General features: G+C 31.5%; 15 protein-coding genes. 6 read left to right on the top strand and 9 right to left on the bottom strand.

What is annotated here, in order from left to right:
* Positions 1–54: 54 nt before the first annotated feature.
* From RH98_RS01955 to RH98_RS01940, 4 genes are all read right to left on the bottom strand, one after another.
* Positions 55–621 (bottom strand): DUF4625 domain-containing protein, encoded by a 567-nt coding sequence (locus tag RH98_RS01955; protein ID WP_010249930.1) that lies wholly within the window; start codon positions 619–621, stop codon positions 55–57.
* Between the two features lie 46 nt (positions 622–667).
* Positions 668–1,000 (bottom strand): hypothetical protein, encoded by a 333-nt coding sequence (locus RH98_RS01950; protein WP_010249928.1) that lies wholly within the window; start codon positions 998–1,000, stop codon positions 668–670.
* On the bottom strand, positions 1,000–3,372 hold the full coding sequence (locus tag RH98_RS01945) for a TonB-dependent receptor (protein WP_010249927.1): 2,373 nt from the start codon (positions 3,370–3,372) through the stop codon (positions 1,000–1,002). Before RH98_RS01945 ends, RH98_RS01950 begins: the two co-directional genes overlap by 1 nt.
* Positions 3,373–3,582: 210 nt before the next feature.
* Positions 3,583–3,957: a hypothetical protein gene (locus tag RH98_RS01940; protein ID WP_026038682.1), complete on the bottom strand. Its 375-nt coding sequence runs from the start codon at positions 3,955–3,957 to the stop codon at positions 3,583–3,585.
* 721 nt (positions 3,958–4,678) lie between these two features.
* On the opposite strand from RH98_RS01940, the gene RH98_RS01935 reads away from it, so the two are divergent.
* The 4 genes from RH98_RS01935 (at position 4,679) to RH98_RS01920 (ending at position 9,882) form a co-directional block, all read left to right on the top strand.
* Complete coding sequence (locus RH98_RS01935) at positions 4,679–5,866, top strand: aromatic amino acid transport family protein (RefSeq protein WP_010249923.1); 1,188 nt, start codon at positions 4,679–4,681, stop codon at positions 5,864–5,866.
* Positions 5,867–5,994: 128 nt separating this feature from the next.
* Complete coding sequence (locus tag RH98_RS01930; RefSeq protein WP_010249921.1) at positions 5,995–7,167, top strand: BamA/TamA family outer membrane protein; 1,173 nt, start codon at positions 5,995–5,997, stop codon at positions 7,165–7,167.
* Positions 7,168–7,177: 10 nt separating this feature from the next.
* Positions 7,178–8,896: a phosphoethanolamine transferase family protein gene (locus RH98_RS01925; RefSeq protein WP_010249919.1), complete on the top strand. Its 1,719-nt coding sequence runs from the start codon at positions 7,178–7,180 to the stop codon at positions 8,894–8,896.
* Between the two features lie 14 nt (positions 8,897–8,910).
* Positions 8,911–9,882 (top strand): PCMD domain-containing protein, encoded by a 972-nt coding sequence (locus RH98_RS01920; RefSeq protein WP_010249917.1) that lies wholly within the window; start codon positions 8,911–8,913, stop codon positions 9,880–9,882.
* A 99-nt stretch (positions 9,883–9,981) separates the two neighbouring features.
* Here RH98_RS01920 and RH98_RS01915 read toward each other — a convergent pair whose 3' ends face one another.
* The 4 genes from RH98_RS01915 to RH98_RS01900 form a co-directional block, all read right to left on the bottom strand.
* Positions 9,982–10,350 (bottom strand): DUF805 domain-containing protein, encoded by a 369-nt coding sequence (locus RH98_RS01915; RefSeq protein ID WP_010249915.1) that lies wholly within the window; start codon positions 10,348–10,350, stop codon positions 9,982–9,984.
* 191 nt (positions 10,351–10,541) lie between these two features.
* Positions 10,542–11,153, bottom strand: a complete 612-nt coding sequence (locus RH98_RS01910; protein WP_010249913.1) for an FAD-dependent oxidoreductase — start codon at positions 11,151–11,153, stop codon at positions 10,542–10,544.
* Positions 11,154–11,162: 9 nt separating this feature from the next.
* Positions 11,163–11,357: a hypothetical protein gene (locus tag RH98_RS01905; RefSeq protein ID WP_026038681.1), complete on the bottom strand. Its 195-nt coding sequence runs from the start codon at positions 11,355–11,357 to the stop codon at positions 11,163–11,165.
* Between the two features lie 51 nt (positions 11,358–11,408).
* Positions 11,409–11,984, bottom strand: coding sequence for a MarC family protein (locus RH98_RS01900; RefSeq protein WP_010249909.1), 576 nt, complete (start codon positions 11,982–11,984; stop codon positions 11,409–11,411).
* A 390-nt stretch (positions 11,985–12,374) separates the two neighbouring features.
* On the opposite strand from RH98_RS01900, the gene RH98_RS01895 reads away from it, so the two are divergent.
* A complete protein-coding gene (locus RH98_RS01895; protein WP_010249907.1) occupies positions 12,375–12,950 on the top strand; it encodes a DUF3109 family protein in 576 nt (191 codons plus the stop codon).
* A 1-nt stretch (position 12,951) separates the two neighbouring features.
* On the opposite strand, the gene RH98_RS01890 is transcribed toward RH98_RS01895, so the two are convergent.
* A complete protein-coding gene (locus tag RH98_RS01890; RefSeq protein WP_010249905.1) occupies positions 12,952–13,389 on the bottom strand; it encodes a retropepsin-like aspartic protease in 438 nt (145 codons plus the stop codon).
* A gap of 79 nt (positions 13,390–13,468) precedes the next feature.
* On the opposite strand from RH98_RS01890, the gene RH98_RS01885 reads away from it, so the two are divergent.
* Entirely contained in the window at positions 13,469–14,239 is a 771-nt protein-coding gene (locus tag RH98_RS01885) for a TatD family hydrolase (protein ID WP_010249903.1), read from the top strand.
* The last annotated feature ends 31 nt before the right edge of the window (positions 14,240–14,270 follow it).

Here is a 14,270-nt window from a genome sequence, read left to right as displayed (position 1 = left end):
AGGAGTGGGGACTTCCTTGCTTTTTTAAAAAAATTAAATAGGATAAACATCTTCTTAATGAGTATGCCCGTGATCATGATCATGATCGTGACCATCTTCTCCTTCAATTTTATCTACTATTTCTATATTTCTAAAAACCATAGTTTGGTTTCCTGCTTTATCCACAACTTTTACTACAAAATGATAAGCACCACGTTTAGCATCCTTATCGATTACAATTTCATGTTGATGAACATGTGTATTTCTTAATCCATAGATATCATCCCATGTTCTATTGAATTTAAAAGGCTGACGTGCCTCGTTCTCTTCATCATGGTCGTGGTCGTGGTCGTGACCATCTGCAAGAATTACACTAAATGCCTTAGTATCACTATGTCCTGTATGGTCATGGCCATCAAAATTATTATGAATATCAACATTGTAAGAACCTAGAGCTTCATTATCTGAAAGATCCATATCAAAATGGACATCTTTACCTGCTTGTAATTTTGCTCCTTCTACAGGTGCATTAAGTATTACTACTGGTTTTTCTGTGTCTACATTGTCATCACCTGATGTACATGAGGTAAAAGTAAAAACACTAGCGATTGATAATAAAGAGATATATTTTAAATTTTTCATTGTATTTATTTTAATTATTTAAACTTGAGTTGTGCAAAATGAATTTCTAAATATTAGAACTATTAGGCGGCCCTCTTAACTTTAAATAAACAACTGATAAATCTCTATAATGCTCCGTTACATTATCTAGTACTTCTTTATAATCAAGAGTGTGGAACACCTCCCAATGAAAAAAAGTAACTTCTAATAATGGAGCAGTTTTACAAAGGTACTGCTCACAATAATGAACAGTATTACTATCAACCCATTCTAGGTTATTATTCTTTTTACCAAATGTATGTTTAACGATAACATAGTGTAAATTGTTACTAATATGTGGTACAATAAAGACCAATAACATAAAAGCAAACCACAGAACACGTATGTTCTTGTTTCTCATTAAAATGGTATTTGTATCATTAATTGAATAGAACGTCCTAACTCAGGTATTTCCAATGGTCTATAAAAACTCATGTGGTTCAATATCTTTTTATCAAAAATATTAGTAGCGACAAGACTCGCTTTAGCCTCTACTTTTCCAAACATTAGTGTAGAAGAAATACCAGCACCATAGCTAACAGAACTTGGTGTAATCTCTTCCCCTTGTGCGATGCGCTCTTGTTTAGCAAACCACTTACCATTAAAATAGACCTCTGGCTTTTTAAAGAATTTAAAATCATTAAACTCATATTTCAATTCACCGAAAAAGTTCATAGGAGGTGAAAAAGGAAGTGGATAATCCCCTTTCTTTCCATTAGAAACTTGTCTATTGTAGATATACTCAAATACTCCTTCTAGTGTAAAATGTCTTAAGAAACGTTGTTCTGCCTTCCACTCTATACCTGTGATAATCGCCTCTGATTGTGAGTACTCATAGATTTGCCCACTATCAGGAAGTACAGAAAACTTGCCTGATGGTTTTAAAAATATATAGTTAGAGAAATAATAAGCATAAGGACTCAGTGTAGTACTAAAATTGGTGCTTTCATAACTCGCTCTAAAATCAAAAGCTAACCCTTGTTCTGGATCTAGATTAGGATTCCCTTTTTCATGTCTAAAAGCACCGTGGTGTACTCCATTTGATGCTAACTCAATAGCTGTAGGAAATCTAAAGTTTGTTCCTAATGTTGCTGCTACTTCTATTTTAGATGTTAATTCATATTTAGCACCGATCATCGCATTAAAACTAGAAAAGTCTTTATCTAACTTGTGACTGCGTTGCGCATAATCAGCGGCAAAATTATGTGAATGTCCCATCCCTTTTAGATAGTCATATAAATACGCATCATAAAAAGGTTTAATATGAATCTCAGCATAATCTGCTCTCACTCCAGCTTCCCAACTCATACGCTCATTTACATAGTGCTCATGTGTAGCAAATACTCCAACGCCATAGCGATTAAATTTTGGAAGTAGGAATCCAAAACCATCTATTACGTTATTTTGATAATTGTATTGTAAACCAATTGTACTTTTGTGATTCTTAGGTGAAATATATTCATACTTCACTGCAGCATCAAACGTATTAAGAACAAACTGTAGCTCTAAATTAGGATTCTTAGCTGGTGCTTCTTGATTGTCGAAATGCGTATGAAACTTACTGTTCTCCTGACGTTTATTATTTTGCCATGAAAGTACTGCAGACAATTTACTATTGTCTGTAATATCATAACTAAAACTATTAATCACCTTAAAGTGATTCACGCTTTGATTTGGCAAGCCAATATCTCTGTGATTTCCATCATCAATTACAGAAGATATATCTGGTAATCCATGTGATCCAGGAAAGAAGCCACTCTTATCATAAACATTACTGATACTTAAGATATTTTTCACTTTTTTATCCACGTAACCTATCTGTCCGTATAACGCAAAGTTTTTACCTGCTGTATTCTTCATACGTCCATTGTAAATAGGAATTTTAGTATCTAAATAATTAATACGATCTGTCGGTACACGGTAATCTCCATAATCTTGACCAGTAGCTTTGAACTTATAGAAAAACTTGTCCTCACGTGCTTTTATTTGTACAGAAGCCCCATAAGAATCATTTACAGTCTTACCAAAAACAGTAGCTTGCCCAGAAAAAGAATGTACCTGAGGTACTTTTTCATTATTAATCTTAATAACTCCTCCTATAGCATCACTACCATATTCAATTGCTCCAACACCTTTTATAATTTCAACTTCTTCAGTACTAAATGCATCTATTTCTAGACCGTGATCAGCCCCCCATTGTTGACCTTCTTGTTTTGTGCCATTTTCAGCGACTGCAACTCTATTAAAACCTAATCCTCTAATTATAGGTTTCGATGCACCTGCACCAATTTCCATAGCGTTGACTCCTGGAATAGCCTCTAATGTTTTAGCAAAAGAACCATTGAACTTTTCAGTAAGTTCCTGATTGCTGATTTTATCTATATGCGTGATTGTCTTATTTCCCTTAGCAGATACTACTACTTGGTCTAATAATGTAATATCTTCTTTTAGGTGAAAGTGAAGAGATAATTCTCCATTAACATCAATAGTTTTACTAACTGACTCATATCCTATATAATTGATAACTAAAGGATAGACACCTTTTTTAACACTGTTAAATACAAACTTACCTTCAGCATCAGTCATTGTTGCTTGATCACCTAATATAATAGTACTCCCCACTAATGCAACTCCATAATTATCAGATATTTCCCCTTTGACAATAAACTTATTGTCTTGCGAAAACATATTAATTGATAGCAATAGAGAGAATACAACAAGTATAATTCTCATAATTGTTTAACGATAAACTTTTTTATTAAATATAAACACACAGAATTGTGTATTTGCTTGAACTATCTGTTCTTAGAATTATCTTAAAAATACAAGTCCCTTTAAAGCAAATGAAAATAAATACAATCAATAGATACTATACAATAACATAGTACTAATGATACCTAAGTTCAATAACTTCAGAAAACTAAATTTTTAAAATAATCAAGATTATGCCATCACAGGTGGGGCACGCAGAGAATAGTAAATGTGAGATAAAGGAACAAAAGTATTAACTACTACTTCTTGTACTTTCTCTAAAACAGGGAAAGTATCAAAAGTAATATCTAAGATATCAGCAGACAAACTTGGCACCAAGATGCTATCACAAGCAAAACACTTGTCTAGCTGTCCATGATTCTCTTTCCATTCTAATTGAGTACTTAATTGTTCACGATGTTCTGTAAAATGGGCATGTGTAGAATGCTCTTCTTCATAGACCATGAAAGAAGAAATATGCTCATAACTATGGACAAATTGAAATATTATGGTAAACATAAATGATACCATTAACAATACTCTTGCTATATTTCTCCTTTTTTCCATCGCAACAAATATAGATAAGAAATCCTAAAAATGAGCAGTATCTAACTTTTTTTTAAATAAAAATTACTCTTTGGATTGTTTTTCATAACAATTATTGTCTTCATCATCTTTTTCATTTCGTTTATTAAGACAGATGTTGGCTATTATTTCTCTATCTCTAAATGTTTAAGCTTTTATGAATCAAAATCAGCATTAGCCTTAATTAATTGATTAGTTATGTCTTCAAAAAAGATTTCTATGTCAAATAGTTCCTTTACAAATCAATAGGCTATGGGTTTTTATCTAACTATTTTAATTATCTGAGCATAATAAAAACTACCTCACTTTTTTTTAACCCTAAAAAACACAATCAGCTAAAGTACAATACTTTACTTTAAAAATAATCTATTGAGCTAAAATTGGTATGCTTGCTAAAGCTAGTATTCATAAGGACTCAAGCAAATTCCTTCAACACTTCTTCAACACTTCCCCATGATTGCTCCATATATAGGGCTGGTTATTGAAGGAATCTTGAAGAAGTGTTGATGCATTGTTGAAAAAATCATATCCTCTATAGTACTAAAGATATATATGGTATCCATTATTCCGCGAATCATTTTAGGCACTTCTATTCAAAAAGACCTCCCTTTTTTAATCCTTAGCTCTTTAAACTTATATTATCATAAGTTCATATCTAAATAAAAATCCTTTCTTACCTTTACACTCTTAATCATATTTAATAATGAATAGTAAATTATTAGGAAGCATCTTGATTATAGCTGGTTCTTCTATTGGAGCAGGTATGTTAGCAATGCCTATTACTTCTGCAGGTGTTGGTTTTTTAGGAACTACTCTCTTGCTATTTATTATTTGGTTTGCAATGTGCTATACTGCACTTTTAATGGTGCGCATATACGATTATAATCTTCCTACTGACGGCTTCGATACACTGACAAAAAAATACGCCAATAAAAGTATTAATAGGTTAGCAGGCTTAAGTCTAATGTTTTTAATCTATGGACTTACCGCAGCTTATATGACTGGAGGCGGAACTATTGTAAAATCTAATGTCGATCTATTATTTGATACTAATATCGACAATAGGCTAGCGATATTAGCTTTTTCAATTGTATTTAGTGGGATAGTAATTATAAGTACTCGATCAGTAGATATGATCACAAGAGGTCTTTTTGCCGCTAAACTAGTTTTCTTGTTATTACTTGTTTTATTAATGGCTCCATTAATAAAAGGAGAAAACCTACTGCATATGCCTCTAAGTCAAGGAATCATATTAACCTCACTTCCTGCCATTTTTACCTCATTTGGTTTTCATGGAAGTATACCAACTATTGTCAATTACCTAGATGGGAATAAAAAATTATTAAAAAAGGCTTTTATCCTTGGTAGTTTACTTCCATTAGTTGTTTATCTTATCTGGCAAATTGTAGTACTCGGAAGTTTAGACCAAACTAGCTTTATGATTATCATGAAGAAGAATCTAGGTCTAGAAGGACTTATACTAAGCATCAGAGAGATGTCTCATTCAGCTAATGTAGAAACATTATTCAGCTTATTTGCTGCTACGGGATTAGGAACCTCTTTTTTAGGAGTGAGTATAGGATTGTTTGATTACTATAAAGATTTGTTTAAGAATAAATCAAAGGCAATTATCACCCCATTATCGGGAGCTACTACCTTTATTCCACCACTCTTGTTTGCACTATTTTACCCTACTGGCTTTATAGTTGCATTAGGATATGCTGCTATTGCAGGAGTTATCTTAGCTTTAATTATTCCTTCGGTATTATATATAAAGGCAATGAAGTATCACAAACAGCCTATTTCAGCCTTACAATATGCTATATTAGGGTTTATATTCTTTTTGTCAATATTAGTTGTTATTGCTCAACTAATCATTGTGTCAGCTTAAGGCATCTTAATATTACTTAAAGAATTACTAAAGTCAGTTAATAATCTTTATTTACCCCTTTTATTTAGTTCGGAAAACAGGACAAAATCTCGTTATTTCGTACCTTTGCAAATTAACTTTGGCTTAATATGCAACAAAATTATTTATATATAATACTGCTTATTATCACGTTCTTAATTTGTCCAACTGCACAAGCACAACAACAAGAAGACGCTGATAATAAAAACATTGCACAAGATAGTGTAATGAAAAATAAAAAATTTCTTGATCGGATTGTTAATTATTTTGAAGAAGCAAAAAAAGATAAGTCACAAAGCAAATTTGATTTATCCTTTATTGGAGGACCTAGTTATTCGGTAGATACTAAATTAGGAATTGGTATAGTAGCTTCAGGACTCTATCGATTAGATAAAGAAAATATGGCTTTACCTCCATCAAGTGTATCTATTTATACTAATTTTACTACTAGTGGCTTCTTTTCAATCGGTGTTGAAAACAATAGTATTTTTCCCAATGATGACTATCGTTTTAATTATGATATGCACTTTGCTTATATGCCAAGTAAGTTTTACGGGATAGGATATGACGCTGGTGAAGCATCTAAATACACTAAATACGATGAATATCAACTAGGATTAAAAGCAGATATACTTAAAAAGGTACTTCCAAATACTTATGTTGGGCTTACATTCTCTGCGCAAAATTATAAAGCTAAGAATTTTGAAGATGACTACTTTAAGCCCCATGAGAACCCACAAAACACGGCAATAGGTGGAGGATTTATCCTTTCGTACGACTCACGAGATTTTATACCAAATCCTTATAAAGGAATTTTTCTACAATACGAACAATTATTTTTTCCGAGATCGTTTGGTAGTAATAGACACTTTGAAAGAATAGAAATAACTGCTAGAGCTTATCATCAAATTTGGCCAAAAGGAATTTTGGCATTTGATTTGAATGGTATATTTAATAGTGGTGATGTACCTTGGAATATGCTTTCTCAAGTAGGTGGTTCTAGACAAATGAGAGGTTATTTTATAGGACAATATAGAGATCGTAAACAAATAAATAGTCAAGTCGAGATAAGACAGAAAATATATAATCGCCACGGGATTGCCTTATGGGGTGGTGCTGGTAATATCTTTGATGACTTTAATAATTTTGATTGGGAACATACACTACCAACCTACGGAATAGGATATCGCTGGGAATTTAAAAATCGTGTCAATGTAAGACTTGACTATGGATTTGCTAAAGGACAAGGTGGTTTCTATTTCAATATTAACGAATCGTTTTAAGACAAACAACATGACTGATCAACTTTATAAGACCACTTGGTCTAAAGTATTAAATAATCCAATCTTTCTATTTTGGTTCTATATTTTTGTAAATATGGTTCCATCCCTTTATTTCTTTTGTGTAGAACCTGTCAATTTAATAGGTAAACTAGTGGTTCTATTATTTCCATTAGGGCTGTACTTTCTTATCTTCTCAGCTTTTAAAAATACAGGAATGTGGCAAATTATTGCATTTCCGTTACTATTTTTACATGCCTTTCAAATCGTACTTTTTTACTTATTTGGAGAAGATGTCATAGCAGCAGATATGTTCTTAAATGTTGCGACTACTAATACTTCTGAAATTAATGAATTACTTGGTAGTTTGCTTCCGTCGATTGTATTGGTATGTGTGTTATACCTACCTCCTACCATCTTAGCCATTTTACAATGGAAAAGAAAAAACTATTTAGATTGGAGTTTTAGAAAAAAAGTGTTTTTCCCCTCTTTTATACTGATGGGAATTTCTCTTTTTCTTTCATTTTTTAGTGCTAATAATAATACTGAGACGTTTGCTTTTAATCAAGATGTTTACCCTTTAAATGCCATTCACAATTTAGGATTTGCAGTAAACAAATGGGATAAAGTTAAAAGATACCCTCAAACTTCTGATGATTTTACTTTTAACGCTACAAGAGAAAAGAAAAGTGACCAAAGAGAAATCTACGTATTAATTGTCGGCGAAACTGCTAGAGCAGATAATTGGGAATTATATGGCTACGGTAGACCTACAAATCCAAAATTAAAAAGCCAAAACAATTTATTTGTTTTACAAGATGCACTTACGCAGTCAAATACTACTCACAAAAGTGTATCAATAATTTTATCAGAAGCGGATGCTGAAAACTATTCCTCTATTTATCATAAAAAAGGAATTGCTTCAGCATTTAAAGAAGCAGGTTTTACAACTATTTGTTTGTCCAACCAAGCTGAGAATTCCTCTTTTATCGAGTACTTTACAAAAGAAGCCGATATCTATCAGACAATTCGTACAACTGATAGCACTACAGGAATAACGCAAAATCACTATGATGAAGAGATCATTCCAATAATGGAAAAAGTAATAGAAGACACTCCTGGAGATCTCTTTATATTAATCCATTCGTATGGTTCTCATTTTAATTACCAAGAACGTTATCCACAAGAATTCAAAAAATTTACTCCTGATGAAATTGCAGGAGTTAAAAAATCAGAAAAAGAGCATTTAGTTAATGCCTATGACAATACCATTTTATATACTGACTATTTTCTATCAAGTACAATTGATGCATTAAAAAAACTGAATGCTAATTCCGCTCTATTATATACATCAGATCATGGAGAAGATCTATTTGACGATGCTAGAGGTCGTTTCTTACATGCCTCTCCTACTCCTACTTATTATCAATTGAGGATACCTATGTTAATGTGGTTCTCAGATCAGTACGTAGAAACTCATGAGTCAAAAATTAAATCAATAACTCAGAATAAAGCAAAAGCTGTTGCAACTAATGCAGTATTTCACACGATGTTAGATGTTGCAGATATAAAGACAAATTATTTAGAACAGGACTTATCACTTGTAAATCCAACATTTACAAGTAGACCAAGAATGTACCTAAATGACCATGACATAGCTGTACCTTATTTAAAAATGAATTTAAAAGAAGAAGACTTTGCTATGCTTCGCAAGAACAACATTCAACAATAATATAATTTTAATACATGACACATTTTAAATCAATCATATTCTTAGTTTTATCACTACTATGCTTTTCAAAACATGCTGATGCACAAAACGAAAAAGTAGAAATGATACCTTACGGAAACATGGATAAATGGATGGTACGTGAGATTAAAGAATCTTTTTTAATCGGAGGAAATACTGTCTATTTATACTCAATCACAGATATTAAAGATACTTTAAAAGATAACACACCTTATAAAAGTACTAAATCACCTTGGGCTACCTCATCTGTTTTAGCTACTGTAAGTGGAATAACTAAAGGAAGTGTAACAGTATTTCCTGAAAAAAGAGATAAAGGTTTTGCAGCTCGTTTAGAGACTAGAATAGAACGCGTAAAAGTATTAGGAGTAATAAATATTAATGTATTAGCTAGTGGTACCATCTTTTTAGGGGAAATGGTAGAACCAATAACTGACACAAAAAATCCGCAAAGTAAATTAGTAACAGGAATTCCTTTTACAAAAAAACCAAAAGCTTTACAATTTGATTATAAAGTCATTACTGGTGGACCGTCTAAACGCGTAAATGGTATGGGGAAAGGAACTGATGCAAATAGAAATGACATGGCTGAAATCCAAATACTACTGCAAAAAAGATGGGAAGACAAAGATGGTAATGTACATGCTAAGCGAATTGGTACAGGATGGGAGCGCTTTGATAAATCTGTGAAAACTTGGCAAAATAATCATAGATTAACCGTTCATTATGGCAATATTAAAGATCAATCTTTTTATGGTAACCACATGGATTTACGAACAGGTGACCAAGCTTATTATACACGAAATAGCAAAGGAAAAATGGTTCCTATTATAGAAGAAGGGTGGGGCGAAAAAGATGATGAAGTCACTCACTTAATTGTTCAGTTTTCATCTAGTAATGGTGGAGCTTATATAGGTAATACCGATAGTCGCCTTTGGGTTGATAATATTGGTTTAGTATATGATAAATAAAAAATAAAAAAAGGTCGAGTAATAATAACTCGACCTTTTTAACAAAATTTCCTTTTTCATTATATTTTTTGATTTCTCAAAACAATAAATTGAGAAATACTAATTCTCTAATACACCTTTTGGATCTGGACCATATTGATTTGGACCTTTCTCTCCTTCTAAAATTGCAAATACTAACAAAACAATAAATCCTATACCAGTAAAGGCTAGTAATAGCCACCATCCACTTTTATTAGTATCATGTAATCTTCTTACCCATAGAGAGATTACTGGCAATAAAACTAAAGCAGAATACAAATAATAAAGTATTTGTTGTCCAAAAATTAAACTATCTACCCAACCTAATACTATACTAATAATAGTACTAAACAAAGTAAACATCCAAAACTCTTTTCTTCTAGCTCTACCGTCAAAATCGACATAATGCTTCTTAATAATGTCAATAAAATACTGATTAAATAACTCCATAACAATTTTATATAATTTATACTTACTCAAAATTAACAAAAAATTATTAAAAATCACAAAATATATATAAATTATTACTCCACAAAGGAATTGGGATATGCATATTTAAAAATACTAAATAAGGAGAGAAAAAAAGACATAAAAAAAAGAATGCTAAAAGCATTCCTTTATATCTAAAACTAAACTATGTTTTATTTTTTTATACTATCGTGACTATGAGTTTCTACTCCATTATTCCATTTAGTAAGAATATCTGTTGCTACCGCTGCACCACTCCCAGCTGCAATAGCTAGTTGACTTCTATGTCCTGCCAAAGTCCCAGCGACATATATACCATCTTCTACGAAATGGTCACTATTTCGTAACTGAATTCTATTTTTACTAGCCAAAGATTTCTTATGAGGTTCCACATACTGCATCAATCCTTGAATATCAAAAGAAGAACTAGAATTCACTGCTATAACAATATCTTTTGCTCTATAAACACTCTTATTCGTAGTAACTTCATAAATATTATCAACTTTATTTACAGCAGTTACTTTCTCATTAAGGATCTGTTCTATATGTGGATAAAAAGATAAATCTTCTTGAGATTGAATAAGTAAATCTCTACCTAAAGTTCCAGGCCGGATACCATAAGCATTATTGAATAAAGCCTCTTGCAACATAGAACTTTTCTGATGCAGTGTAATTCCTATTTTCTTTTCTTTTGCGAATTCCTTTTTATAGGCACTCCCTAACACCTGAGCACAAGATACTCCTGCTACTCCACCACCTATAATTAACACGTCAAATATCTCCATGACAGTTCGTTATTTTGTTTTGTCGTCAATCATTTTTGAAGTACGATAAATCAATAGAATACAAACTGCACATAAAAGAGCCACTATACCGATTAATGCAATCAAACTATCTCCCTGAAAAAGATTACTAAAATCTAACATTGTAATATTGAATATAACTAATGCAAGAACAAAGACGATTGCGATGTAACTGAAAATTTTCATTATCTATGATAAAGTATTTGATTTTATTGTCCGAAAGTACAAAAATATTACCTAATCAAACAACCCTTTAACATTACCACTAAATAATTTAACAGCAATAGCTAAAAGCACAACCCCAAACACTTTCCTTATGATTCCCAGACCACTAGCTCCTAAAAGAGCTTCAATTTTAGACGATAACTTTAACACTACATAAACTAAAATCATATTAATTAAAATCCCTAACATGATACTGCTTGTAGCATATTGCGAACGCAAAGACAAAATAGTTGTAAGTACTCCTGTGCCAGCAATCAACGGGAAAGCAAGTGGAACAATTGATGCTGTAGAGGGAGTATCATCACGATATAATCGAATACCTAATATCATTTCTAAAGCAAGAAAAAACAAAACAAACGAACCCGCTACTGCAAATGAATTTACATCAATACCTATTAAATTTAATAATTGCTCTCCTATAAATAAAAAAGCAATCATAATAATAGCGGATACTAATGTCGCTTTTTCTGATTCTATATGACCTACTCGTTTTCGTAAATCAACAATAATCGGAATAGATCCTAAAATATCTATAACGGCAAATAAGATCATTGTTACACTAATAGTATCACGAAAACTAAAATCCATATTAATATATTTAAAGTAATTACAAACAATGAATCTAAAATAAATCATTTCAACTCATTATCATTACAATATACTATATAAACAATAAATTTTTAAATATAAATATCACTAATTTATAAAAACAACAGAACATAACAAACAACTAATAAGAGTCAATCGTTTTTACTACTTATCATAACACCACTTAAATGATTAATTCAAAAATTAAGGATTTGCAAGGAAGTGCTTAAAATTACAAACATAATATCTTATTGGTTTTCAAACCATCGCACAGTTAATTTTAGAAAAATATTATTTAGGATGATTATAAAATAACATCAGCGATGCCCCTATAAAATTATTATAGCGTAAAGATTTGTATTTTTGCACGCATTTTTAAATCATTCTATTATGTTTCAAATCGGAAAAACTATCGTTTCAGAGGAAGTTCTTGAAAAAGAATTCGTTTGTAATCTTTCAGCTTGTAAAGGTCAATGCTGTATAGATGGTGATGCAGGTGCTCCTGTAGAAGAAGCAGAAGTAGACATAATGAATGAGATATATGACAAAGTAAAACCTTTTTTAAGACCTGAAGGGATTGAAGCCATTGCATCACAAGGAACTACAATAATAGGTGAAGACGGGGAATATGAAACCCCACTTATTGAAGGAGGAGAATGTGCTTACGTAATTTATGAAAATCAAATGGCTCTTTGTGGAATTGAAAAAGCTTATAATGAAGGACTTATAGACTGGAAAAAGCCTATTTCTTGCCACTTATACCCTATAAGAATTAAAGAGTTTTCTTCTTTTTCAGCAGTAAATTATGACAAATGGCATATCTGTAGTGACGCTTGCGTACTAGGTAAAGAACTACAAGTACCAGTATATAAATTCTTAAAAGCTCCATTAATTCGTAAATATGGAGAAGATTGGTATACGGAATTAGAAGAGGTTGCTGCAGAATGGAGTAAGCAAAAACTTTAATCTATTTAATATAAAGTACTTTGTTCTTGTAATCAATTATTGCTTCACCCTGCAATAAAACATCTGAACCTATTATACCGTGAACATTTTTTGTTTTATACTCTGTTAATGCAATATTCACATGAGTTAAATCAATTATCACAAAATTAAAGTTCTTATGATGCCATCTTCCCAATTGTAAATGGTTATCATAAGTTACTTGAGTATGCATACCATTGGCTCCCGCTCCAGAAGCTTTAGTTTTTGAATCAGAAGGAATTACATTAAACATTTCTATATGTGCAAAATCAATACAACTATTAGATGCACCTGTATCTAATATAAAATCACCAATTACACCATTAATTTTAGCACGTATAAATAAGTGTTGTGTACGTGATATTTTAAATGTAACTTTCTTATATCCTTCTTTTTTTAGTAGTTCTTTTAAGTTTTCCATCACTTAAATATAGTTTTAATTCAATTTATAAGGTACTTTTGTAGTCTTGGAATAGCAAAATAAAAAAATACCCCTAGGAATGATTTTTACAGACACACATACTCATTTGTATTCTGATGCCTTTGCTGATGATCGCAAAGAAACAATAAATCGTGCAATATCTAATGGTGTTACACGTTTTTTTATACCAGCGATTGACTCTAGCTATACAGAAAAAATGTATGAACTAGAAGAAGAATTTCCAGATCATATTTTTTTAATGATGGGGTTGCATCCAACTGATGTAAAACCCGATACTTATTTAAATGAATTAGCCTTTGTAGAACAAGAGCTAGCAAGAAGGAAATTTTATGCAATTGGAGAAATTGGAGTAGATTTATACTGGGATAAAAGTACTTTAGAAATTCAACAAGAGGCTTTTCAAAAACAAATTCAGCTTGCAAAAAAATATAAGCTTCCCATTAATATTCATTGTCGAGATGCGTTTAATGAAGTTTTTGAAGTCCTTGAAAAGGAAAAAGGAAATGATTTAAGAGGGATATTTCACTGCTTTACAGGTACAGAAGAACAAGCTAATACAGCTTTATCCTATAATTTAAAATTAGGAATAGGTGGAGTAGCAACTTTCAAGAATGGAAAAATTGATCAATTTCTTAACAAAATCCCTTTGCAAGAGATCGTATTAGAAACTGATTCTCCGTATCTTGCACCGACTCCTTTTAGAGGAAAAAGAAATGAAAGTGCTTACATCGTAAATATAGCAGAAAAACTAGCTACTATTTATGATATACCACTTGAAGAAATAGCAAAACAAACAACAGCAAATTCAAAAGCTGTTTTTGGAATTTAACAACAAAAACATACAATTGTTTACAATAATA

Origin of the sequence: Myroides injenensis M09-0166, assembly GCF_000246945.1 — a bacterium.
GTDB classification, from domain to species: domain Bacteria; phylum Bacteroidota; class Bacteroidia; order Flavobacteriales; family Flavobacteriaceae; genus Flavobacterium; species Flavobacterium injenense.
The sequence above is the reverse complement of the archived record's forward strand: the minus strand, read 5'-3'. Positions and strand labels throughout refer to the sequence as shown.